Source organism: Pseudomonas sp. IT-P258, assembly GCF_949767825.1.
Classification (GTDB): domain Bacteria; phylum Pseudomonadota; class Gammaproteobacteria; order Pseudomonadales; family Pseudomonadaceae; genus Aquipseudomonas; species Aquipseudomonas monachiensis.
Genome location: NZ_CATKPU010000012.1, coordinates 220012 through 243011 on the forward strand (window position 1 = coordinate 220012; position 23000 = coordinate 243011).

Consider the following 23000-nt stretch of genomic DNA (forward strand, 5'->3'; position numbering starts at 1 on the left):
CCAAAACCACGAATTCATAAAGTATGCTTCTCCTTAAAAGAGTGCTGATCATGACCCAAGTCAAACTGACTACCAACCACGGCGACATCGTCCTCGAACTGAACGCCGAGAAGGCCCCGATCACCGTGGCCAACTTCGTCGAGTACGTTAAAGCCGGTCACTACGAAAACACCGTTTTCCACCGAGTCATCGGTAACTTCATGATCCAGGGCGGCGGTTTCGAGCCAGGCATGAAAGAAAAGAAAGACAAGCGCCCAAGCATCCAGAACGAAGCTGACAACGGTCTTTCCAACGACAAGTACACCGTCGCCATGGCCCGCACCATGGAGCCGCATTCGGCTTCCGCACAGTTCTTCATCAACGTGGCGGACAACAGCTTCCTGAACCACAGCGGCAAGAACGTTCAGGGCTGGGGCTACGCGGTATTCGGTAAAGTGACCGCAGGCACCGACGTTGTCGACAAGATCAAAGGCGTGGCCACCACTTCCAAGTCCGGCCACCAGGACGTACCAGCAGACGACGTGATCATCGAGAAAGCCGAGATCATTGAGTGATATTGCTGATTTCAGATTTACATCTGGAAGAGGAGCGCCCGGACATTACCCGGGCGTTTCTGGATTTGCTCGCCGGACGCGCCCGCTCGGCGAGTGCGTTGTACATTCTGGGCGACTTCTTCGAGGTGTGGATTGGCGACGACGCCATGACACCCTTCCAGCGCTCCATCTGCCAGGCCCTGCGCGAGTTAAGCGACAGCGGCACGGCCATTTTCCTGATGCACGGCAATCGCGACTTCATGCTCGGCAAGGCCTTCTGCAAAGCAGCCGGCTGCACCTTGCTGAAAGATCCGAGTGTCGTGCAGTTCAACGGCGAGCCGGTGCTGCTGATGCACGGCGACAGCCTCTGCACCCGCGACGAAGCCTATATGAAGCTGCGTCGCTACCTGCGCAACCCGATTACCCTGTTCATCCTGCGGCATCTGCCGCTGCGCACCCGGCACAAGCTGGCGCGCAAGCTGCGCAGTGAAAGCCGCGCGCAAACGCGGATGAAGGCCAACGACATTGTCGATGTCACGCCCGAAGAGATTCCGCGGATCATGCAGGAATACGGCGTGAAGACCTTGATCCACGGGCACACCCACCGTCCCGCGATTCACAAGTTGCAGCTTGGCGAGCAAGCGGCCAGGCGCATTGTGCTGGGGGATTGGGATCGTCAAGGGTGGGCGTTGCAGGTGGATGAGCAAGGGTTTGCGCTGGCGCCCTTTGATTTCGCAGCGCCTTAAAGATCAAAAGATCGCAGCCTTCGGCAGCTCCTACAGAGTGTACACATGCCTCTGTAGGAGCTGCCGAAGGCTGCGATCTTGGCTAGTCAGTGCCCTGCCGAAGCAGGCCCCGCCTTGGCAGTAAACGGCGGTTTGGCTAGCCACACAATCAGTATCAAACCCATGAACATCCAGCCCAACAGGGTGAAGTAGTCCACCGTGGACATGATATATGCCTGGCTGATCACCATCTGATCCAGCTGCGTATAGGCCTTGGCCCCTGCCCCGCCCAGGTTGGTCAATGCTTCGCGAGTCGCCGGATCGAACGGGGTGATGCTTTCGGTCAGGTAGGCGTGATGCTGGTCAGCCCGTCGAATCCAGATCCAGGTCGTCAGCGACGCCGCGAAACTGCCACCCAGGGTCCGCAAGAATGTCGCCAGCCCCGAACCGTCGGCGATCTGGCTCGGCGGCAGGTCCGACAGCAGGATGGTCAGGGTCGGCATGAAGAACAGCGCCACGCCGATCCCCATGAACAGCTGCACCATGGCGATGTGCTGGAAGTCCACCTCATTGGTGAAGCCTGCGCGCATGAAACAGCTCAGGCCGATGGCCAGGAACGCCCCGCCCGCCAGCAGGCGCATGTCGAATTTCGGTGCGTATTTGCCGACAAACGGCGCCAGCAGCACCGGCAGGATCCCCAGCGGCGCCACCGCAAAACCGGCCCAGGTTGCGGTGTAGCCCAGCCGCGTTTGCAGCCACTGCGGCAGAATCAGGTTGATCCCGAAAAACCCGGCATAGCCCAGGATCAGTACGATGGTGCCGTAGCGGAAGTTGCGATGGGCAAACAGACGCAGGTTGACCACCGGGTGTTCGTCGGTCATTTCCCAGATCACGAAGAACGCCAGGGCCACCACCGAAATCACCGAGCCGATCACGATGAAGCTGGATTCGAACCAATCGGCATCGTTGCCCTTGTCGAGCACGATCTGCAGCGCCCCGACGCCAATGATCAGTGCGATCAGACCGACGTAATCCATCGGCTGGCGGCTGGTGACCACCGGGCGCTTTTTCATCTGCTGGGTCACTACCCATGCCGCGAACAGGCCGATCGGCACGTTGATGAAGAAAATCCATGGCCAGCTGTAGCTGTCGGTGATCCAGCCGCCGAGGATCGGCCCGGCAATCGGCGCGACCACCGTGACCATCGCCAGCAGCGCCAGCGCCAGCCCCCGTTTCGCCGGGGGGTAAACCGCAATCAGCAGGGTCTGGGTCATCGGGTACAGCGGCCCGGCCACTACCCCTTGCAGTACCCGGAAGCCCACCAGTTCCGGCATCGAGGTGGAAATCCCGCACAGGAACGAAGCCAGCACGAACAGCAGTGTCGCCCAGACAAACAGCTTCACCTCGCCGAAACGCCGACTGAGCCAACCGGTCAGCGGCAAGGCGATGGCGTTGCTCACGGCGAACGAGGTGATGACCCAGGTGCCCTGCTCCGAGCTCACGCCCAGGTTGCCGGAAATCGTCGGTAGCGCCACGTTGGCAATGGTGGTGTCGAGCACTTGCATGAAAGTCGCCAGCGACAGGCCGATGGTGCTGAGCAACAGGCTGGGCGGTGTGAAAGACGCGTTATTGCTCATCGCGAATCCTTTGGAGCTGATCTGGCGCTGTGCCTGTTACAGACGCAGCTAACCCTGTGGGAGCGGGGTTGCCCGCGAAGAGGTCGGCACACTCGACATGGATGTCGCCTGACGCTCCGCCTTCGCGAGCAAGCCCGCTCCCACAGGGTCGATGTAATGGCATATCAGCGTTGCGCGGTCTTGCTGACCGCTGCGCTGTTGTCGTGGATCAGCTGGGTGATCATCGCATCGGCCTCGGCCAACTGACGGTCGTAGACATTGGTGCTGAACGAAGCCTTTTGCGGCGGCTGTTGCGCCAGCACTGGCCCGCTCTGGTCGTGCAGGTCCACATCGACCATGGTCGACAGACCGACCCGCAACGGGTGTTTGGCCAGCTCCTCAGCGTTGACGTGGACCCGCACCGGCACGCGCTGCACGATCTTGATCCAGTTGCCGGTGGCGTTCTGCGCCGGCAGCAGGGCAAAGGCGCTGCCGGTCCCGGCGCCGAGGCTGTCGATGGTGCCGCTGTATTTCACGCTACTGCCGTACAGGTCAGTCTCGATCTCCACTGGCTGGCCGATGCGCATGTCGCGCAGCTGGGTTTCCTTGAAGTTGGCGTCGATCCACAGCTGGTCCAGCGGAATCACCGCCATCAGCGCGGTACCCGGTTGTACACGCTGACCAAGCTGTACAGAACGCTTGGCCACGTAACCGGTGACCGGCGCAATCAGGACGCTGCGCGAGTTGTTCAGATAGGCCTGACGCAGTTGCGCGGCGGCGGCCATCACGTCCGGGTGCGATGAAACCACGGTGTCATCGACCAGCGCACTGGTGGTCTTGAGCTTCTGTTCGGCATTGGCCAGGGCGTTTTTCGCCGAGGTCAGGTCATCGCGGGCGTGGGACAGCTCTTCCTGGGAAATTGCCCCGCCGGCGGCGAGATTCTTGCGCCGGCTGAAGTTGTCCTGGGCCTTTTGCACTTCGGCTTTCTGGGCGTTGACCTGGGCCTTCATGCCATCCACATCACTGTACAAGCCACGCACCTGGCGCACGGTACGCGCCAGGTTGGCCTGGGCATTTTGCAGACCGATTTCGGCGTCGTTCGGGTCGAAGTTCACCAGTACCTGGCCTTCATGGACCAGATCGCCATCATCGGCGCCGATGCTGACCACGGTGCCAGTGACCAGCGGGGTGATTTCCACCACGTTGCCGTTCACATAGGCGTCGTCGGTGCTTTCGCTCCAGCGCCCGTAGAACTCGTGGTAGGCCCAGACGCCCGCGCCACCGAGCACGACGGCGGCGGCCAGGACCAGCAGCATGAACTTGCGCTTTCCCGAATTGGGGTTGCCCTGGGTGTTTTCAGGAGGTTGGGTCGTATCGGCAGTGGCCATGACAAGTACCTTGAATTAGTGGGTCAACGTGGCTGGCGTGGCGCTGGCCGAGGCGATGGCCTCAGGCTGGAAACCGCCACCCAGCGCCTGCATCAGTTGGATCGACAGGTCAATCTGCTCGGCATTCAGGTTGGCCAGCTGGCGCTGGGCCTGGAGCAATTGCTGCTCGATGCTGAGCACGTCCAGGTAGTTGCCGATGCCGGAACCGTAACGCAGGACCACGGTGTTGTAGGAATCCTGGGCGATGTCGGTGGCGTGCCGCTGGGCAGCGATCTGCCGGCCGATATCACGCAACTGGTTGATGCTGTCACTGACATCCCCCAGCGCCTTGACCAGGCTTTTGTTGTACTGCGCCACGGCGAGGTCGTAATCGGCGTCGCGCGAATCGAGGTCGGCACGCAGACGGCCACCGTCGAAGATCGGCACCGAGATCGTCGGTGCAATGTTGAAGAAACGACTGGCCGAACCAAACATCGCATCGCCCAGCAAGGATTCGGCACCGGCAGCGGCGCTGAGGTTCAGGTTGGGATAGAACCGGGTCTTGCCGGCGTCGATGCTTTTGCTCGCCGCTTCGACGCGCCAGCGCGCGGCCACCAGGTCCGGGCGGCGCCCGAGCAACTCGGCCGGCAGCACCGAAGGTAGCGCTACCGCACCCGGCTGAAGAATGTTCGGGCGGGCAATTTCATTGCCGCGGTCCGGGCCTTTGCCGAGCAGAACGGCCAGGGCGATTTTCGCGCTGTTCAAGCGTTTTTCGGCGTCGATCAGGTTGGCCTGGGAAGTGGCTTCCAGGCTTTCGGTCTGCTGGAACTGGTACTGGCTGTCGATCCCGGCAGTCAGGCGTCGCAGGCTCAGGTCGAGCATTTGCCGGGTGCGCTTGAGGTCTTCGCTGGACAGGTCATAGACGATGTGTGCCTGGCCAAGATCGCTATAGGCCCGGGCGACATCGGCGGCCAGGGTCAGTTGCGCAGCCTGCTGGTCGACTTCGGCGGCGCGGGCCTGGCCGAGGGCCGCTTCCCAGGCATCGCGCTGACCGCCCCACAGGTCGAAGTTGTAGTTGAAGCTGGTGCTGATGTTGCGCACGGTGGCGTACGCGTCACCCTGCCCGAGCGGATCCTGGTCCCGGGCCAGGCGTGAGCGACTGACACCGGCGCTGGCATCCAGGGTCGGCATCCGCTCGGCGTCGGCGGCGGAAGCGGCAGCGCTGGCCTGATGGGCACGGGCGTCGGCGATCTGCATGTCCGGGCTGTCGCGCAAGGCCTCGCGGATCAGGCCGTCGAGTTGCGGGTCGCCGAGGCTTTTCCACCAGTCGCTTTTCGGCCAGGCCGCGGGTGACAACGTCACACCGCTGAGGGATTGCCCGGCCTTGAGGGTCTTCGCGTCAAGGCTGACACCTTCGGTTTTCAGGCCGCTGTAACTGGCGCAACCGGCGACGCTCATGGCCAACAGCACCACGCTCAGGCCGGTACGCAAGGGGTTACTGCTCATTTGTCACCTACCCGCAGCAGGGTGATCGCGTCACCGGCTGCCACCAGAATTTTCTTCAGGATCAGCTCCAGGGTTTTCAGTTCGTCCGGAGTGATGGCGCCGGCCAGTTCATTCATGGCTTCGGCGCCGATGTTCGGCAGGCGGTCGGCCAGCTTCTGCCCTTCTTCGGTCAGTACCAACTGCACCTGACGGCGATCCGCCTCGGAGCGTTGCCGGGCAAGGAAACCTTTCTGTTCCAGACGATCGAGCATGCGCGTCATCGAGCCGCTGTCCAGGGACAGGTGACGGCACAACTCGCCCGGCGAATCGACGCCGAACTGGGCGATGATGATCAACACTTTGAACTGCGCGGCGGTGATGCCGTGGGGTTCCATGTGGGTGTCGATGATCCGGTCCTTGAGCAGCGCAGCACGTCCGAGCAGCAGGCCGAGATGGCAATTCTGGAAATCTTCAGGAGAGAAATGTTTCATCTGACCACCAATTAGCTGCCTAGGCAGTGAATGTATGTCGAGATATTACTGCCTAAGCAGCGAATGTCAACGCAATAGTTAGGAAGCTTTGTATTTAGTTGACTAAAGGCATCGGATATAAGCAAAAAGATCGCAGCCTTCGGCAGCTCCTACAGGTGTACACAAAACCCTGTAGGAGCTGCCGAAGGCTGCGATCTTTTGATTTTGAAGGGACTAGAAATCCCGCTTGTAGAAGATATCCAGCGAACTGGCCACGCCACCCGCGGCTTCGAGGTAGACCTTCTTGCTCAGCTTGTAGCGCAGGGCAATGGTGTTGGCCGGTTCAAACACGCCGACGCCATAGCGCAGACTGAGCTTTTCGGAAATATTGCCACTGGCCACCACGCTGGTGGCGTCGCCACTGCCCTGGGTGTCGAGCTGGAAGTCCTGGATGCCCAGGTTCTTGGCGATGCCGCTGGTCACCCCGGAGCTGCCCATCAAGCCCAACCCGAGAGCCGCCTGGGCGAGCATGTTGTTGTCTTCGCCATTGCTGCTCAGCGGACGCCCGAGCACCAGATAGGACAGGGCCTGCTCCTGACTCATGGCCGGCTCGGAGAAGATCTGCGTGGTCGGCTGTTCGGCGCTGCCACTCAAACGAATGCCGGCGATGATGTCGTCGGTCTTGCGAATGGCCTCGATGTCCAGGTACGGCTGATCGATGGGCCCGGCAAACAGCAAGCGCGCCCGGCGCACCGAAAGCCGCTGGCCGTAGGCGCGGTATCGGCCGTCGTTAAGCCACAGTTCGCCGCGGGTGTCCATGTTGTCGCCGATGTGCACATGCCCCTGGACATTTGCGGTCAGGCCAAATCCTGCAAAGCTCAACTTGTCCTCGCCGACCAGCACTTCGATGTCCATCTTCATTGCCAGCGGTGCTTTGCCCTCCTCGGTCTGCTGACCGATGATCACCGTGTCATCGGAAACCTTGACCGTCGACGGCGGCAACTCGCGAATGGTGATGTCGCCCCTGGGCACCAGCACTTTGCCGGCGATGGCCAGTTCGTCACCCTTCATCGAGATCTTCAGGTCCGGTGCCACTTCCAGCTTGGCGTAAGGCTCGACGGTGACCGGCAGTTGCGACCCCTTGAGCGCCAGGTCCACCACCAGCGCCTGGCCCCAGGCGATGTTGCCATTCAGGCTGCCCTGCCCGGCCTTGCCGCTGTTCCAGCCACCGTTCAACTGCACGCTTTCACCGGCGATGAGCGCTTGAACGTGCAGGTTTTTCAGCTCCATCGGCAATTCAGGCCCGGAGATCTGACCGTCGCTGAGTTGCAGACTGCCATTGACCTGCGGCGCCAGCAGCCCACCGGAAATCGTGCCGCTGCCATTCAAGCGCCCGGTCAGTTTCTCGACCATCGGCACGAACGGTCGCGCCACCGACAGGTCCAGCCCGCTCAAACGGAACGAGCCGCTCAACGGCTTGTTCTTTGGCAGCGGATTGAGCTGCGCTTGCACCATCAGTTCGCCGAGTTTGCCGCCGACGAAGTTGAGCTCGGTGTCGATGCGCTTGGGCGTGAGTTTGCTGGTGAGTTTCAGGGTCTGGTACGGGAAGTCCAGCCACTGGTCCTTATCCTTGATGCGCAACGTACCGCCGCCGGCATCGACGCTGACCTGGCCGTTCGGGCCACTGGCCGGCAGGTCCAGTTGCAGGTCGGCGTTGAGCCGGCCCTGCCAGGCGAAATCCTTCGGCAACCACTGCGCGAGACTGTCGATCGGGAATTGCTTGAGGTGATAACGCAGCTTTGGCTCGGGCATCAGGCGCGAGTCTTCACCGCACAGGCTGGCCTGGCCGGATGCCCAGCAATGGGCTCCAAAGCTGATCTTGCCGTCCGCCAGGCGTTCGAGTTTCGCCGGCCCTTGCAGCTTCCAGTCCTGGCCACCGGCCTGGATATCACCACTGGCCAGGCGCCCGCGCCAGTTGCCTTTGTCCAGCGCACCGTCCAGCCCCAGCGCCAGTTTCAGCTTCGGCCCTTGCAGGTCGAGGCTCAGCTTCTGGTTCTTGATGTCGCCCTGGCCGCTGGCGGTCAGGGTTCCCAGTGCAGTGTCGCCGGCCTGGATGCCGCTGCCCTTGAGGCCGATTTTCGCCCGTTGCGCACTGTCCAGTGTGGCGTCCAGGTTCAGGCTTTGCAGGCGATTGTCCTGGAAAACCAGTTGCGAGCCTTGCAGGTCAAGCTTGCCTTGGGGCGCCTTGAGCGTGCCGGCGACATCCACACGACCATTGAGCTGGCCGCGCAGTTGCGGCCAGAGTTGGGCCAGGCGCGGTAGCTTGAGATCGATCTGGCCGGCGAGTTTCTGTTGCAGGCTGCCTTTGCCGCTGATGCTGTTGTCGCCGAGGCGAACTTGCAGGGTATTGAGGTTCCATTGCTCGCCACGGCCGTCGGCCTTGGCCTGGATCACCGCTGGCTGACCGCGCAGCTTGCCCTTGAGATCCAGGTCGGCATTGAGGCTGAGCGTTTCGCTTTTCAGCTCGCCCGTGCTGCGCAACGGCCCGGCCAGTGTGCCTGGCAGCTCCGCAACCCAGTACGCAGGGTTGATCGCCGACAGGTCCAGCGCGGTGTCCCAGGCAATGCCATCGGCGAATTGCAGGTTCAGGTGCCCCTCAGCCTTGCCCTGCCCGGCCTGGAGTTGAATCTGTTGCAGGTAGATTTTCGTCAGGTCGCCCGCGAACGGGCTGGCCAGGGTGAAGGCGCCGGCCGGACCGTCCGCCGCGGCGACGAAATGCCCGAGGTACTTGCCGTCGGTGTAAGAGACTTCGCCGGTGAACGTGCGAAGCGCAACTTGCGGTTCGTCGATAAGCGGATAGAGCCTGTGCCACGGGAAATCCAGCCAGTCGATCTTCGCCTCGGCGCTCAGGCCCTTGCTCCAATCCACAAGCCCTGTGAGCTTGAGGCTTTGCTTGTCGTTGGCGGTCAGGTCCAGCGCGGCAATCTGCGCGCCCTTGGCGTCAACCTTGCCTTGCAGTGCCAGGGCGACTGGCCCTTGCTCGGCGGGCAGCGTGGCTTTGCCGAGCAGCGCGTAGCCGTTCTTCAGGTCACCAGCGCCGGTGAGTTCCAGCTGATTGAGTTGCAGGGTATCCGGCAGATCGGCACTGGGCTTGAAGCCATCGGCGGTGATCCGCACCTTGGCCGGCAGGTTTTCCACCAGTGGTTGCAGTTCGCCGGTCAGTTGCCCGTTGAGGTAACCGCTGCTGTCGGCTTTCAGGTTCAGGGTCTTGAGCAGGTCGCCATCGACTTTCAGCGCCAGCGCCAGGGGTTCTGGCGTCGACAACAGCGTCAGCTTGCCGGAGGCGCTGAGGGGCCAGTTGCCGGAGGGTTGCAGCAGTCCGGACAGGTTCAGGCTCAGGTCATCGCGCTGTATCGACACCGCGTCGATCTTCAAGCCGGCCGTCGTCCAGTGCGCCGCCAGTTGCAAACCCTTGAGTTCTTCGCTGCCGTTGAACAACAGGCTGCCGACCTTGATTTCCCCCAGTTCGAGGGCCAACGGTAACTTGAGTTCCGGGAGCGTTATCGGGCCGCTGTCTGGCTCTTCGGCACCCGGCGGGAACGTCAGGCTGACCTGATCGGCCTGCAACTGCTCGATGCACAGGGTCATGCGCGTCAGGCACAACGGCGACCAGGCGAAAATCACTTTGCTCAGCTCAACCTGGTTGCTGCCCTGCTGCCACAGCACCCGATCGGCACTCCACTGCCCGCCCAACCGGCCCTGGAAGTTGTCCAGGGTCAAGCCCGGCACGAAGCCCAACGCCCAGCGGCTGCCCGTCGCCGTGCCCAGCACCGTGGCCAGCGTCAGGACAACCACTGCCACCAGCGCAGCCATTGTCAGCAGTGTTGCTTTCAAACCACGCTTCACAGCTCAGGCCCCATGGAAAAGTGCAGTCGAATGCCGCCATCGTCGTCCAGCGCGTGGGCCAGGTCGAGGCGGATCGGCCCTACCGGCGATACCCAGCGCACGCCGATACCGACCCCGGTCTTGAGGTTCGGCAGTTCGAGTGTGTTGAAGGCATTGCCCTGATCGACAAAGGTCGCGACCCGCCATTTTTCGGCGACGGAATACTGATATTCGGCACTGGCGGCGACCATGTAGCGACCACCGATGCGGTCGCCGTCGGAGTTTTCCGGGGACAGGCTCTGATAATCGTAGCCACGCACGCTCTGGTCACCACCGGCGAAGAAGCGCAACGATGGCGGTACCGATTTGAAGCCGTTGGTGGCACTGCCGCCGACCTGCACCCGCCCGAGGAAGCGGTGTTTATCGAACACCGTGGTCAAGCCTTTGACCAATGCCGTGCCGTAGAGCAGGTTGCTGTCGGAACCCAAACCTTCCTTGGCCACTTTGGATTCGAATTGCAGGCGATAGCCGTTGTGCGGGTCGATGCGGTTGTCGCTTTTGAGGTACGAATAGCTCACACCGGGCATCAGCAAGGTACTGAGTCCCGAGTCGTCGCCCAGTTGGTAATCCTCGCGCTGCCACTTCAGCGATACCACCCGTTGCCAGCCGCTGGGCAACTTGCTGTGCCACTCGGGACCGAGGGTCAGCAGCTTGCTGTGGCTTTCCTTATCGGCGATGTCTTCATTCTGGTAGCCACCGGCAAAACGCAGTTTGTCGGTCAGGGGCGGGTCCAGCGGAATGTCGTAGAACAGCCCGACGTTTTGCCGAGGTGCCGAGACTTCGGTTTCCCAGCCATAACTGTGCCCTTGCGCGTTGACCCAATGCCGGGTCCAGTTGGCCTTGGCCCGTGGACCGACGTCGGTGGAAAAGCCAAGGCCCAGGCCCATGGTCCGCGGTTTGCGGGTTTCGAGCTTGACGTCCACCGGAATTGCTTCGTCCCTGGACGCCGTGGGTGCCGCGTCCACGCGAACGCCTTCGAAGTAGCCGCTCGATTGCAGGTTCTGATTGAGTTCGGCGATCAGTTCCGAGTCATACGGCGTGCCGGTCTTGAACGGCACCATGCGTTGCAGCAGGTCGTCATCGAACGGTGTATCGCCCTCGAAACTGACCTTGCCCAGGGTATAGCGCGGACCGCTTTCATAGATCAGTTCGATATCGGCGACGCCGGCACGGGGGTCGACCGACAGTTTTGAACGGGTGAACCGGCCGCTGAAAAAACCATAGCGCGAAGCCTGATTCTGGATCAGGCGCTTGGCGTCCTCGTAATGCCCATGGTTGAGCACGGCACCGGGCTTGAGCGTGTCGCCCTTGGGGATTCGAAAGGCCTTGAGGGAAGCTGCCGGACCGTCGACACGCACCGTGACGTTGCGCAAGTGCACCGGCTCGCCGGGGTCGACCGTAAGCACCAGGCGCGGTTTTTCGCCGCCCTTCACTTCGCTGTCGATGTGCGGCTGGTAATAACCCAAGGCCTGGGCGGCCTTGCGCGCCTGCTCTTCGGCGCCACGGCTGAAGCGCAGCAACGCTTCTTCATCGCGATCGCCGAGGTTGCCGATATAGCCTTCGATATTGGCCTTCAGCTCATCATTGGACGGTTTGATCCGCACATCCAATTCACTTTGTGCCAGCGCTGCGCAGCTGGTCATCAGCATCAGCACACCACTGGTAATTCTTCCTGGAAACTTCATAGGCGCGGATGCTATCACGAGCTTGAGAGCGTGATAGAGCCTGACTTACCCGGAAAGTTCGCCGATCAAGCGGTTGCAGTATGTAACACCTGGGGATTGGGGTGAAAAAACACGTGCTCGCGAATCGGTCCTACGGCAACTTCACCGATTTCCTGATAGCCCTGGCGCTTATAGAACTCCAGGTAGCGAGGGTTCCCGGTATCGAGGATCACGCCCTGTGAGTTTTCATCCACGGCGCACCAGTTGTGCACGGCTTGCAACAGTTGTTCGCCGAAGTGTTTGCCCTGGAACTGTGGATGAACCCCCAGCAACGGCAGGACGTGCACCGATTCGTTCGGCACGCAGGCCTCCACGGCAGCGTGATATTCGAGGTAGCGACGGGTGCAGCGAAATCCCGTGCTGAGCACCATGCGCAGGCGCCAGGCCCAACTTTCGGTGACGCCGAGACGACGTTGCGGCGGTGCGATCAGGGCGATGCCGATCAGGCGGTCGTTGACCAGCAGGCCGATGGCCGGCAGGTCCTGGAGAAAGTGCTGGCTCACCAGTTCGCGCACGGTGGCGCGAACCCGCTGTTCATAGCCGGGGCGCTCGGCTTCGAACAGATAGCCGAAGGTCGGCTCGTGTCGATAAGCCTGGTACAGCAGCGAACGCGCTTCGCGGGCGTAACCGCTGTCGAGCATGTGAATATCGGCGATGGCGGTCGAGGTTTCGGGCATGACGGTTGATCTCCCCGGCACAGCTCGGGCGGCTGCGCTCTTGTTGTTACGAGCCTGTCGGTGCTGACACAGTTCCTTACAGATCCGAAATGAGTGTAGGCAATGTAATCGCCTTCGTCGGAACGCCGCCCGGAGCAAGCCCGCTCCCACAGGTGATGAGCCGGCCTTGCTCTTGTGGGAGCGGGCTTGCTCGCGAAAGGGCCATCACTGCCCATACACAACTGACAGGCACAGCCGAATCCCCTCACCCCACACTGGCCCGATTCCCACATGTCAGCTAGCATCGCCCTTTTGCCAGGACTGCCGACCATGAAGATCGTTTCCTTCAACATCAACGGGCTGCGTGCCCGTCCCCATCAGCTGGCGGCGCTGATCGAAAAGCACCAGCCCGATGTGATCGGCTTGCAGGAAACCAAGGTCCACGACGAACAGTTCCCGCTGGCCGAGGTGCAGGCCCTGGGTTATCACGTGTATTTCCACGGGCAAAAAGGCCATTACGGCGTCGCCCTGCTCTCGCGCCAGGAGCCCCTGGCCCTGCATAAAGGTTTTGCCACCGATGAAGAAGACGCCCAGCGGCGCTTCATCTGGGGCACCTTCGCCGACGCCAACGGTGTGCCGGTGACCATCATGAACGGTTATTTCCCACAGGGCGAAAGCCGCGACCACCCGACCAAGTTCCCGGCCAAGGAGCGCTTCTACGGCGACTTGCAGCAATTGCTGGAAAGCCAGTTCAAGAACGACCAGCCGCTGGTGGTGATGGGCGATGTGAACATTTCCCCGGAAGACTGCGACATCGGCATCGGTCCGGACAATATGAAGCGCTGGCTGAAAACCGGCAAATGCAGCTTCCTGCCGGAAGAGCGCGAGTGGATGGCCCGCCTGAAGAACTGGGGCCTGGTGGACAGTTTCCGTCACCTGAACCCGGACGTGAGCGACACCTTCAGCTGGTTCGACTATCGCAGCCGTGGCTTCGAAGACGAGCCCAAGCGTGGCCTGCGCATCGACCTGATCCTCGCCTCCCACGGTTTGCTGCCACGGGTGAAGGCCGCCGGTGTGGACTACGAACTGCGTGGCATGGAAAAACCTTCGGACCATGCGCCGATCTGGCTTGAGTTGAGCTAAAAAACACAAGATCGCAGCCTGCGGCAGCTCCTACATATGCCCGTAGGAGCTGCCGCAGGCTGCGATCTTTTGACTGTCATTTTTCGGAAACCTTACTGACTTAATCTCCCGACACCTCCTTTGGTTATGTAAGGTGCCGGCATGATGCTGCGCGTGTTGTTCTTGATGATGCTGTGCACAGGCTTGCCGCAAGCGGCCTCGGCCGGCGACTTGCCGACACCCGAACACGGCACGGTGCTGCGGATTCAGGGTTCCAACACCATCGGCGCGGCATTGGGACCGGCGCTGGTCGAGGGCCTGCTCAGTGAACAGGGCCTGCGCAAGATCCATCGGGAAACCCCGAACGCCGCCAACGAACTGCGCATCGTTGGCGAAACCGTTCAGGGCCGTCGGATCGTGGTGGAAGTGGCGGCCCACGGTTCAAGTACCGGTTTCACCGCACTAAAAACAGCCAGCGCCGATCTGGCCGCCTCGTCGCGCCCGATCAAGGACAGCGAACTGGCCAGCCTGCAATCCCTCGGCGACCTGAAAAGCCCGAGCGCCGAACAGATCATTGCCATCGATGGCCTGGCGATCATCCTTCACCCGGACAATCCGCTGAACCAACTCGACACCGTGCAACTGGCGCGCATTTTCAGTGGCGAGGTGAAGTCCTGGGAAGACATCGGCGGTCGCGGCGGGCCGATTCATCTGTACGCGCGGGATGATCAGTCCGGGACCTACGACACCTTCAAGGAACTGGTCCTCAGCGGCCGAGGAAAAACCCTCGGCAGCGCGGCGAAACGCTTCGAGTCCAGCGAGCAACTGTCCGATGCGGTCAGCGCAGACCCGCAAGGCATCGGTTTTATCGGCTTGCCCTACGTGCGCCAGGCCAAGGCCGTGGCCATTATCGACGGTCAATCACAAGCCATGCCGCCGCTCAACAGCCTGATTGCCACCGAAGATTATCCGCTGTCCCGTCGGTTGTTCTTTTACCTGCCACCGACGGAAAAAAATCCCTGGGCCCAAGCGCTGGTGGCCTATGCCCAAAGCAGCAAAGGGCAAGCGATTGTCGCCGCCAACGGGTTTATTGCCCAGACCGTCCAGGCCATGGCCGTTACCCCCAATGCGTTGATGCCCGAGGGATACCAGTCCCTCAGTCGTCATGCCCAACGGTTGTCGGTGAATTTTCGCTTTGAAGAAGGCAGTGCCAGCCTGGACAACAAGGCGCGGCAAGACCTGACGCGAGTGCTCGACTATATAAAGCAGCAAGACAAAATGTCCGGGCAAGTGACACTGGTGGGTTTTGGCGATGCCAAGAGCGACCCGACGCGCGCCGATCTGCTGTCGAAGCTGCGGGCCATGGCGGTACGACGGGAGTTGGTGAAGAGCGGCGTGGTGTTTCGCGAGATACGCGGATTCGGTGCAGAAATGCCGGTGGCGGCCAATAGCGCCGATGAGGGACGGATCAAGAATCGGCGGGTCGAGGTTTGGGTGTATTGAATTGAAATGCGAACAAATGTGGCGAGGGAGCTTGTCGGAACGCCGCACCGTCCCGCTCGGCTGCGCAGCAGTCGCAAACCAGACAACCCGGTGCATCTGATACACCAGGGTTGCCGGATTTGGGGCCGCTCCGCGACCCAGCGGGAGCAAGCTCCCTCGCCACAAGTATTCACTCGACAGAAAAGATGCAGTGCTCTTAGTGCCCGCTACGCATCATCTCTTTCGGCACATACTTGCCGATTTCGAACTTGCCGATCGCCGCACGGTGCACTTCGTCCGGGCCGTCGGCCAGGCGCAGGGTGCGCTGCATCGCGTACATGTAGGCCAGCGGGAAATCGTTGGAAACCCCTGCCCCGCCATGGATCTGGATCGCCCGGTCGATCACCCGCAGCGCCACGTTCGGCGCGACGACCTTGATCTGCGCGATCTCGCTTTTCGCCACTTTGTTGCCGACAGTGTCCATCATGTACGCCGCTTTCAACGTCAGCAGACGTGCCATGTCGATTTCCATCCGCGAGTCGGCGATCTTGTCGATGTTGCCGCCCAAACGTGCCAGAGGCTTGCCGAACGCAGTACGGCTCACCGAGCGCTTGCACATCAGTTCCAGTGCGCGCTCGGCCATGCCGATCGAACGCATGCAGTGGTGAATCCGGCCAGGGCCAAGGCGACCTTGTGCGATTTCGAAGCCGCGTCCTTCGCCCAACAGGACGTTTTCGTACGGCACCCGCACGTTTTCGAAATGTACTTCAGCGTGACCATGAGGCGCATCGTCGTATCCGAACACCGGCAGCGGACGCACGATCTTCACGCCTGGCGCATCCACCGGCACCAGAATCATCGAGTGCTGGGCATGGCGCGGTGCGTCGGGATTGCTCAGGCCCATGAAGATCAGGATCTTGCAGCGCGGGTCGCAAGCACCTGACGTCCACCATTTTTTGCCGTTGATCACCCACTCGTCGCCATCGCGCACGGCACGGGCGGCCATGTTAGTGGCGTCGGAGGATGCTACGTCCGGTTCGGTCATGGCGAACGCCGAGCGGATCTCGCCGCGCAGCAAGGGTTCGAGCCAGCGTTGTTTCTGCTCTTCGTTGGCGTAACGCACCAGCACTTCCATGTTGCCGGTGTCGGGTGCCGAGCAGTTGAACGGCTCTGGCCCGAGCAGCGAACGGCCCATGATTTCCGCCAATGGCGCGTATTCGAGGTTGGTCAGGCCGGCGCCAAGCTCGGACTCAGGTAGAAACAAATTCCACAGGCCCTCGGCCTTGGCCTTGAGTTTGAGTTCTTCCATGATCGCGGTCGGCTGCCAGCGATCGCCCTCGGCGACCTGGCGCTCGAACACGGCTTCGGCGGGATAGACGTAGGTGTCCATGAACGCTGTTACGCGCTCACGCAGTTCCTGAACCTTGGGCGAATAAGCGAAATCCATGAGCGAGATACCTTCTTGGGGGAGGTTGTTTAGGTCATGTATCGATGCTAGAACAGCGTTGATAATTTACCTAGCCTATTCTCGGCGTGTATAAACATTCATCACCGATATATGATCGACTGATCGTCACGGTCAGTCCGCCCACACAATAAGAGAGCCGCGTAATGAATCTGAGCAAGGTCGATCTCAACCTTTTCATCGTCTTCGACGCGATCTACACCGAAGCCAACCTGACCCGTGCCGGGCAGATTGTGGGCATTACCCAGCCAGCGGTGTCGAACGCTCTGGCCCGGTTGCGCGAGACCTTCAACGACCCGTTGTTCGTGCGCACCGCCCAGGGCATGGTGCCCACACCCATGGCGCAGAACATCATCGGCCCGGTGCGCAACGCGCTCTCGCTGCTGCGCGTGTCGGTGCAGGAAAGCCGTATTTTCAACCCGCAGCAAGCGGTCAAGACCTATCGCATCAGCATGACCGACCTCACCGAAGCGGTGATCCTGCCGCCGCTGTTCCAGCGCCTGCGCCGCCTGGCGCCAGCGGTGATCATCGAAAGTTTCCTGTCCAAACGCCGGGAAACCACCAAGGAGCTGGCGGCCGGTCGCCTCGACTTTGCGGTGGATGCGCCGCTCAACACCGACCCGCAGGTGCGTCACGTCAAGTTGATGGAGGACCGCTACGTGTGTGCCATGCGCAAGGGGCATCCGCTGGCGGGCAAGGAGAAACTCACGCTGGATGATTACCTGGGCCTGACCCACATCCATATTTCCAGCCGCCGCAGCGGCCTCGGCTATGTCGACCTGGCGCTGGGCAAGATGGGCATCCAGCGCAAGATCGCCCTGCGCTCCCAGCATTACCTGATGGCATCACAGGTGATGCAGCAGACCGATATGGTCATGACCGTGCCGGAACGCTTTGCCCGTCGTAACGATCTGCACGCCTTTAATCTGCCGGTCAACGACGTGCCGCCGGTGGAAACCCACCTCTACTGGCACGAAAGCACCGACCAGGACCCGGCAAACCGCTGGATGCGCGAGCAGATGATCGAGTTGTGCCAGCAGGTGACGGCGCAGGAGAAAAAGCTCGACACTAAAACGGTGTAAAGCCGTTCAAAAGATCGCAGCCTGCGGCAGCTCCTACATGGATATGCATTTTCCTGTAGGAGCTGCCGCAGGCTGCGATCCTTTTTCGCCCCTTGACGTAAACGTCAACCTGACATTAGCTTAGCGCCATGACCTTTTGCGAGCGCGCCCATGAGCAGCCAGACCTACAGCATTTCCGACCTCGCCCGCGAGCTCGACATCACCACCCGCGCCATTCGCTTTTATGAAGAGCAAGGCCTGCTCAGCCCCGAGCGCCGTGGCCAGGAACGCATTTACTCGCCCCGCGACAAGGTCAGCCTGAAGCTGATCCTGCGGGGCAAGCGCATCGGTTTCTCGCTGGCGGAATGCCGCGAACTGATCGAACTCTACGACCCGTCCAGCGGTAACACCAAGCAACTGCACAGCATGCTGGCGAAAATCAGCGAGCGCAGGGAGCAGCTTGAACAGCAAATGCTCGACATCGAACAGATGAAACTCGAGCTTGATACCGCTGAAGAACGCTGCGTGCAGGCGTTGGAGCAGACGCTCAAAAGCCAGGAATCGGTTCAGTAACCCGACACAATTCCCTGTGGGAGCGGGCTTGCTCGCGAAAACGGTTTGTCATTCAACACTGATGTCGACTGACCCGGCGCCTTCGCGAGCAAGCCCGCTCCCACATTAGATTCCCACTCACCATGACTACAGGTGAATCTCTTATGTCCCTCCCCACCCACGTACGCATTGTCGAAGTCGGCCCGCGCGACGGCCTGCAAAATGAAGCCCAACCCATCAGTGTTACCGACAAGGTGCAACTGGTCGATGCGCTGACCGCAGCCGGGCTCGGCTATATAGAAGTCGGCAGTTTCGTTTCGCCCAAGTGGGTGCCGCAGATGGCCGGCTCCGCCGAGGTCTTCGCGCAGATCCAGCGCAAACCGGGCGTGGTCTACGGTGCGCTCGCCCCCAACCTGCGCGGCTTCGAAGATGCCCTCGCCGCCGGGGTCAAGGAAGTCGCAGTGTTCGCGGCGGCGTCCGAGGCGTTTTCCCGGCGCAACATCAATTGCTCGATCAGCGAAAGCCTGGAGCGTTTCGGGCCGATCATGGACGCCGCCAGACAACATGGCGTAACCGTGCGCGGGTATGTGTCCTGTGTGCTGGGCTGCCCCTATGAAGGTAGCGTCGCCCCGGAGCAGGTCGCCGTGGTCGCCCGCGAGTTGTATGCCATGGGCTGCTATGAGGTCTCGCTGGGGGACACCATCGGCACCGGCACCGCTGGCGCAACCCGCAGGATGTTTGAAGTGGTATCGAAAGATGTGCCCCGGGAGAAACTCGCAGGGCACTTCCACGACACCTACGGCCAGGCTGTGGCCAACATCTATGCCAGCCTGCTGGAAGGCATCTCGGTGTTCGACAGTTCCATCGCCGGTCTCGGCGGTTGCCCCTACGCCAGGGGCGCCAGCGGTAACGTCGCCACCGAAGACGTGGTTTACCTGCTCAACGGCCTGGGCATCGACAGCGGAATCGACCTCGACGCCTTGATGCTCGCCGGTCAGCAGATTTGCACGGTCCTGGGTCGCCCTACCGGTTCCCGCGTGGCCAAGGCTCGCAGCGCACAGTGAGTACGCTGTGTGTGTCCGGTGTTACCGCTGTGTCCGAAACGTGGGCGCAAGCGAGTAACACGGAAACAAATTGTAGGGTTTTGCCTGAGGCGAAAAACCCTACAATTTTACAAGCCATTGATTTTAAAGGCTTTTAAAAAGTTGGCATGCCTCCTGCTATATCTATCGCATAACAAGAATAAAAAAATTGCGGCAAACCTAATAAAAACAAGACGTAACGACTCTGACATAACAAAAACAACACGGCAGAGACGCAGCTAACAGATTTTTTTGGAGAAGATGTGCTTTTCAGGGTGCTTTTCGGAGTTACCCGCAACCGGACAGAGAATAATAAAACTACCTTCAGGTAGCTCCCGTACTGGTTGGATCGCTCAGCGAGAAAGTAGATCAGCGCTCAAAAAAATACGTTTGCTCTTGATCCCGAATGGGGATCGCCAAAAACAGCGGTAAAGGGCAACGGTTGCCAAAAACAAAAACAGACCGACCCTCAATAATAAAAAAAGAGCACGCGCAACGAAAATTAAAGGGGAGCTTCGGCTCCCCTTTGTGCTGTCTGGCGTTTGAGATCTCCAAGAGAATCACAACCTTGTAGGAGCTGGCGCAGCCTGCGATCTTTTGATCTTGACCTTCGCCAACCCTAAAAGATCGCAGCCTTCGGCAGCTCCTACCGTATCGCTTTGAGCTCCTCGATACTGATCTCGCGCATCCTGAATTTCTGGATCTTGCCGGTCACCGTCATCGGAAATTCCTCGACGAACTTGAAGTAGCGCGGCGTCTTGAAGTGCGCAATGCGCTCCTTGCACCAGGCTTGCAGCTCTTGCTCGGTGGCGCTGTGGCCGGGGTGGAACTTGATCCAGGCGACGATCTCTTCGCCGTAGCGCGAGCAAGGAATGCCAATCACCTGCACGTCGGCAACGGCCGGGTGAGTGAAGAAAAACTCTTCCAGCTCCCGTGGGTAGATGTTCTCTCCGCCACGGATGATCATGTCTTTGTTGCGCCCGGCAATGCACACGTAACCCTCGTCGTTCATGCTTGCCAGGTCACCGGTGTGCATCCACCCTGCCTGATCGATGGCGTCTGCCGTGCCTTCGGGGTTGTTCCAGTAACCGAGCATCACGCTGTAACCGCGGGTGCACAGCTCGCCGATGGTGCCACGTGGCACCAGGTTGCCCGCTTCGTCGATGATCTTGCTTTCCAGTTGCGGCTGGGTGCGGCCGACGGTGGTCACGCGCAGTTCCAGATCGTCTGAAGGACCGGTCTGCAGCGACACCGGACTGGTTTCCGTCATGCCGTAGGCAATCTGCACTTCGCTCATGTGCATTTCGCTGATGACCCGGCGCATCACCTCGATAGGACAGGTCGCACCCGCCATGATCCCGGTGCGCAGGCTCGACAGGTCGAACTGGGCACGTTGCGGTTGGTCAAGCATGGCGATGAACATGGTCGGTACGCCGTACAGCGCGGTGGCTTTTTCTTCGGCCACGGCGCCGAGGGTCAGCAACGGATCGAACGCGTCGTTCGGGTAAATCATCGTACTGCCATGGGTGATGCAGCCGAGGTTACCCATGACCATGCCGAAGCAGTGATACAGCGGCACCGGGATCACCAGGCGATCCGCGGCGGTCAGGCCCAGGCTTTCGCCGACCATGTAACCGTTGTTGAGAATGTTGTAGTGACTGAGGGTCGCGCCCTTGGGAAAACCGGTGGTGCCGGAGGTGTACTGGATATTGACCGGCTGATCGAAATGCAGACTGTCCTGGCGTTCATGCAGTTGCTCGACCGTCACGCTGCCCGCCAGACCGGCCAGTTGCGACCATGGCAGGAACCCCGACGGCGGCTGTGCATCCAGGCTGATGACGCCACGCAACTCCGGCAACCGCCCGCTCTGTAACTTGCCGATGGACTGCTCCGCCAACTCCGGCACCAGGCCTTGCAGCATCGAGTGATAGTCCGAGGACTTGAAGGCCCCGGCACATACCAGCCATTGGCAGCCGGACTGCTTCAACACGTATTCGAGTTCGGAACTGCGATACGCCGGGTTGATGTTGACCAGGATCACGCCGATTTTCGCAGTGGCAACCTGGCTGATGCACCACTGTGCACAGTTCGGCGCCCAGATGCCGAGGCGGTCCCCGGCTTGCAGCCCCAGCGCCAGCAATGCTCTGGCGTGCAGGTCCGCGGCCTCGGCCAATTGCCGCCAGGTGTAACGCAGCTGCTGATGGCGCACCACCAGCGCCTCCCCGTCCGGGTACTTCGCAACCGTGTTGTCGAATGCCTGGCCGATGGTCATCGCCAGCAAGGCTTTGTCCTGGGAACCACGGGTGTAACTGCGTTGCGGGCTTGCACTGGGTTGATCCATGACGACCCCTATTGTCTTTATTTATGGGCTACCGGCGGTCCCACAGGGTAGGTCCGCGTTCTATCTTGAACTGGCTCTACTCTCGCTCAAGTTGACGTTAACGTAAAGGGTGATTGACAGCCATTCGTCACAGGCTTACGTTAACGTAAAGGTGAGAACCCAATCACGGCCCTCCCCACCCTACAAAAAAGCCAAAAGGTGACCCATGAGCTATCCATCCCTGAACTTTGCCCTCGGTGAAACCATCGACATGCTGCGCGATCAGGTCCAGTCCTTCGTCGCCAAAGAGATCGCCCCGCGCGCCGCTCAGATCGACATCGACAACCTGTTCCCCGCCGACCTGTGGCGCAAATTCGGCGACATGGGCCTGTTGGGCATTACCGTGCCGGAAGAGTACGGCGGTGCCGGCCTGGGTTACCTGGCCCACGTGGTGGCCATGGAAGAAATCAGCCGTGGCTCGGCCTCGGTGGCGTTGTCCTACGGTGCTCACTCCAACCTGTGCGTCAACCAGATCAACCGCAACGGCAACCACGAACAGAAATCCAAGTACCTGCCCAAGCTGATCAGCGGCGAGCACATCGGCGCCCTGGCCATGAGCGAGCCCAATGCCGGTTCCGACGTGGTGTCGATGAAACTGCGCGCCGACAAACGCGGCGACAAGTACGTGCTCAACGGCAGCAAGACCTGGATCACCAACGGTCCGGACGCCAACACCTACGTGATCTACGCCAAGACCGACCTGGAAAAGGGCCCCCACGGCATCACCGCCTTCATCGTCGAACGCGACTGGAAAGGCTTCAGCCGCAGCAACAAGTTCGACAAGCTCGGCATGCGCGGTTCGAACACCTGCGAGCTGTTCTTCGATGACGTCGAAGTGCCGGAAGAAAACATCCTCGGCGTGCTCAACGGCGGCGTGAAGGTGCTGATGAGCGGCCTCGATTACGAGCGCGTTGTGCTGTCCGGCGGCCCGACCGGGATCATGCAGGCCTGCATGGACCTGATCGTGCCGTACATCCACGACCGCAAGCAGTTCGGCCAAAGCATCGGCGAATTCCAGCTGATCCAGGGCAAGGTCGCCGACATGTACACCCAGCTCAACGCCAGCCGCGCCTACCTGTACGCCGTGGCCCAGGCCTGCGAGCGCGGCGAAACCACCCGCAAGGACGCCGCCGGCGTGATCCTCTACAGCGCCGAACGCGCCACGCAAATGGCCCTCGACGCGATCCAGATTCTCGGTGGCAACGGCTACATCAATGAATTCCCGGCCGGGCGCCTGTTGCGTGACGCCAAGCTGTACGAAATCGGCGCGGGCACCAGTGAGATCCGTCGCATGCTGATCGGTCGCGAACTGTTCAACGAAACCCGCTAAACGGA

The 23000-nt window shown here is 60.9% G+C and carries 17 protein-coding genes; 8 read left to right on the plus strand and 9 right to left on the minus strand.

What is annotated here, in order from left to right:
• Positions 1-50 precede the first annotated feature (50 nt).
• Both ACM6G4_RS02270 and lpxH read left to right on the plus strand, forming a co-directional pair.
• Positions 51-554, plus strand: a complete 504-nt coding sequence (locus ACM6G4_RS02270) for a peptidylprolyl isomerase (RefSeq protein WP_034146890.1) — start codon at positions 51-53, stop codon at positions 552-554.
• Entirely contained in the window at positions 551-1279 is a 729-nt protein-coding gene (lpxH, locus tag ACM6G4_RS02275) for a UDP-2,3-diacylglucosamine diphosphatase (RefSeq protein ID WP_056724094.1), read from the plus strand. The genes ACM6G4_RS02270 and lpxH overlap by 4 nt, the downstream gene beginning before the upstream one ends.
• An 86-nt stretch (positions 1280-1365) precedes the next feature.
• On the opposite strand, the gene ACM6G4_RS02280 is transcribed toward lpxH, so the two are convergent.
• The 7 genes from ACM6G4_RS02280 to ACM6G4_RS02310 all read right to left on the minus strand — a co-directional run bounded on the left by ACM6G4_RS02280 (position 1366) and on the right by ACM6G4_RS02310 (position 12542).
• Complete coding sequence (locus ACM6G4_RS02280) at positions 1366-2895, minus strand: DHA2 family efflux MFS transporter permease subunit (RefSeq protein ID WP_414912943.1); 1530 nt, start codon at positions 2893-2895, stop codon at positions 1366-1368.
• A gap of 164 nt (positions 2896-3059) precedes the next feature.
• Positions 3060-4262 carry an efflux RND transporter periplasmic adaptor subunit gene (locus ACM6G4_RS02285; RefSeq protein ID WP_223542117.1) on the minus strand — a complete coding sequence of 401 codons (1203 nt, stop codon included), beginning with the start codon at positions 4260-4262 and terminating at the stop codon, positions 3060-3062.
• 15 nt (positions 4263-4277) lie between these two features.
• Complete coding sequence (locus tag ACM6G4_RS02290; RefSeq protein WP_414912944.1) at positions 4278-5747, minus strand: efflux transporter outer membrane subunit; 1470 nt, start codon at positions 5745-5747, stop codon at positions 4278-4280.
• Complete coding sequence (locus tag ACM6G4_RS02295; protein WP_056724084.1) at positions 5744-6217, minus strand: MarR family winged helix-turn-helix transcriptional regulator; 474 nt, start codon at positions 6215-6217, stop codon at positions 5744-5746. Before ACM6G4_RS02295 ends, ACM6G4_RS02290 begins: the two co-directional genes overlap by 4 nt.
• A gap of 213 nt (positions 6218-6430) precedes the next feature.
• Entirely contained in the window at positions 6431-10102 is a 3672-nt protein-coding gene (locus ACM6G4_RS02300) for a translocation/assembly module TamB domain-containing protein (protein WP_414912945.1), read from the minus strand.
• Positions 10099-11826 carry an autotransporter assembly complex protein TamA gene (locus tag ACM6G4_RS02305; RefSeq protein ID WP_223542113.1) on the minus strand — a complete coding sequence of 576 codons (1728 nt, stop codon included), beginning with the start codon at positions 11824-11826 and terminating at the stop codon, positions 10099-10101. Before ACM6G4_RS02305 ends, ACM6G4_RS02300 begins: the two co-directional genes overlap by 4 nt.
• A 65-nt stretch (positions 11827-11891) precedes the next feature.
• Entirely contained in the window at positions 11892-12542 is a 651-nt protein-coding gene (locus ACM6G4_RS02310) for a GNAT family N-acetyltransferase (protein ID WP_056724079.1), read from the minus strand.
• Between the two features lie 309 nt (positions 12543-12851).
• On the opposite strand from ACM6G4_RS02310, the gene xthA reads away from it, so the two are divergent.
• Both xthA and ACM6G4_RS02320 read left to right on the plus strand, forming a co-directional pair.
• Positions 12852-13664 carry an exodeoxyribonuclease III gene (gene xthA / locus ACM6G4_RS02315; RefSeq protein WP_056724077.1) on the plus strand — a complete coding sequence of 271 codons (813 nt, stop codon included), beginning with the start codon at positions 12852-12854 and terminating at the stop codon, positions 13662-13664.
• Between the two features lie 141 nt (positions 13665-13805).
• Positions 13806-15146: a substrate-binding domain-containing protein gene (locus ACM6G4_RS02320; RefSeq protein WP_414912946.1), complete on the plus strand. Its 1341-nt coding sequence runs from the start codon at positions 13806-13808 to the stop codon at positions 15144-15146.
• Positions 15147-15342: 196 nt separating this feature from the next.
• On the opposite strand, the gene ACM6G4_RS02325 is transcribed toward ACM6G4_RS02320, so the two are convergent.
• Positions 15343-16572, minus strand: a complete 1230-nt coding sequence (locus ACM6G4_RS02325; protein WP_008053616.1) for an acyl-CoA dehydrogenase — start codon at positions 16570-16572, stop codon at positions 15343-15345.
• Between the two features lie 164 nt (positions 16573-16736).
• Here ACM6G4_RS02325 and ACM6G4_RS02330 point away from each other — a divergent pair, with 164 nt between their 5' ends.
• The 3 genes from ACM6G4_RS02330 to ACM6G4_RS02340 all read left to right on the plus strand — a co-directional run bounded on the left by ACM6G4_RS02330 (position 16737) and on the right by ACM6G4_RS02340 (position 19267).
• Positions 16737-17672, plus strand: coding sequence for a LysR family transcriptional regulator (locus tag ACM6G4_RS02330; protein ID WP_223542110.1), 936 nt, complete (start codon positions 16737-16739; stop codon positions 17670-17672).
• 150 nt (positions 17673-17822) lie between these two features.
• Positions 17823-18224, plus strand: coding sequence for a MerR family transcriptional regulator (locus ACM6G4_RS02335; protein WP_046037804.1), 402 nt, complete (start codon positions 17823-17825; stop codon positions 18222-18224).
• Between the two features lie 143 nt (positions 18225-18367).
• Positions 18368-19267, plus strand: a complete 900-nt coding sequence (locus tag ACM6G4_RS02340) for a hydroxymethylglutaryl-CoA lyase (protein ID WP_223542109.1) — start codon at positions 18368-18370, stop codon at positions 19265-19267.
• Between the two features lie 664 nt (positions 19268-19931).
• Here the strand turns inward: ACM6G4_RS02340 and ACM6G4_RS02345 are convergent.
• On the minus strand, positions 19932-21626 hold the full coding sequence (locus tag ACM6G4_RS02345) for an AMP-binding protein (RefSeq protein WP_414912947.1): 1695 nt from the start codon (positions 21624-21626) through the stop codon (positions 19932-19934).
• 205 nt (positions 21627-21831) lie between these two features.
• Between ACM6G4_RS02345 and ACM6G4_RS02350 the strand changes: the two genes are divergently transcribed.
• A complete protein-coding gene (locus ACM6G4_RS02350) occupies positions 21832-22995 on the plus strand; it encodes an isovaleryl-CoA dehydrogenase (protein ID WP_007946948.1) in 1164 nt (387 codons plus the stop codon).
• The last annotated feature ends 5 nt before the right edge of the window (positions 22996-23000 follow it).

What these genes read in the sequence shown, in the direction of transcription:
- ACM6G4_RS02345 (WP_414912947.1), bottom strand. Translation starts at nt 21,626, where the DNA reads ATGGATCAACCCAGTGCAAGCCCGCAACGCAGTTACACCCGTGGTTCC.
- ACM6G4_RS02335 (WP_046037804.1), top strand. Translation starts at nt 17,823, where the DNA reads ATGAGCAGCCAGACCTACAGCATTTCCGACCTCGCCCGCGAGCTCGAC.
- ACM6G4_RS02350 (WP_007946948.1), top strand. Translation starts at nt 21,832, where the DNA reads ATGAGCTATCCATCCCTGAACTTTGCCCTCGGTGAAACCATCGACATG.
- ACM6G4_RS02270 (WP_034146890.1), top strand. Translation starts at nt 51, where the DNA reads ATGACCCAAGTCAAACTGACTACCAACCACGGCGACATCGTCCTCGAA.
- ACM6G4_RS02340 (WP_223542109.1), top strand. Translation starts at nt 18,368, where the DNA reads ATGTCCCTCCCCACCCACGTACGCATTGTCGAAGTCGGCCCGCGCGAC.
- ACM6G4_RS02310 (WP_056724079.1), bottom strand. Translation starts at nt 12,542, where the DNA reads ATGCCCGAAACCTCGACCGCCATCGCCGATATTCACATGCTCGACAGC.
- ACM6G4_RS02295 (WP_056724084.1), bottom strand. Translation starts at nt 6,217, where the DNA reads ATGAAACATTTCTCTCCTGAAGATTTCCAGAATTGCCATCTCGGCCTG.
- xthA (WP_056724077.1), top strand. Translation starts at nt 12,852, where the DNA reads ATGAAGATCGTTTCCTTCAACATCAACGGGCTGCGTGCCCGTCCCCAT.
- ACM6G4_RS02330 (WP_223542110.1), top strand. Translation starts at nt 16,737, where the DNA reads ATGAATCTGAGCAAGGTCGATCTCAACCTTTTCATCGTCTTCGACGCG.
- ACM6G4_RS02305 (WP_223542113.1), bottom strand. Translation starts at nt 11,826, where the DNA reads ATGAAGTTTCCAGGAAGAATTACCAGTGGTGTGCTGATGCTGATGACC.
- ACM6G4_RS02325 (WP_008053616.1), bottom strand. Translation starts at nt 16,572, where the DNA reads ATGGATTTCGCTTATTCGCCCAAGGTTCAGGAACTGCGTGAGCGCGTA.
- ACM6G4_RS02290 (WP_414912944.1), bottom strand. Translation starts at nt 5,747, where the DNA reads ATGAGCAGTAACCCCTTGCGTACCGGCCTGAGCGTGGTGCTGTTGGCC.
- ACM6G4_RS02320 (WP_414912946.1), top strand. Translation starts at nt 13,806, where the DNA reads ATGATGCTGCGCGTGTTGTTCTTGATGATGCTGTGCACAGGCTTGCCG.
- ACM6G4_RS02280 (WP_414912943.1), bottom strand. Translation starts at nt 2,895, where the DNA reads ATGAGCAATAACGCGTCTTTCACACCGCCCAGCCTGTTGCTCAGCACC.
- ACM6G4_RS02285 (WP_223542117.1), bottom strand. Translation starts at nt 4,262, where the DNA reads ATGGCCACTGCCGATACGACCCAACCTCCTGAAAACACCCAGGGCAAC.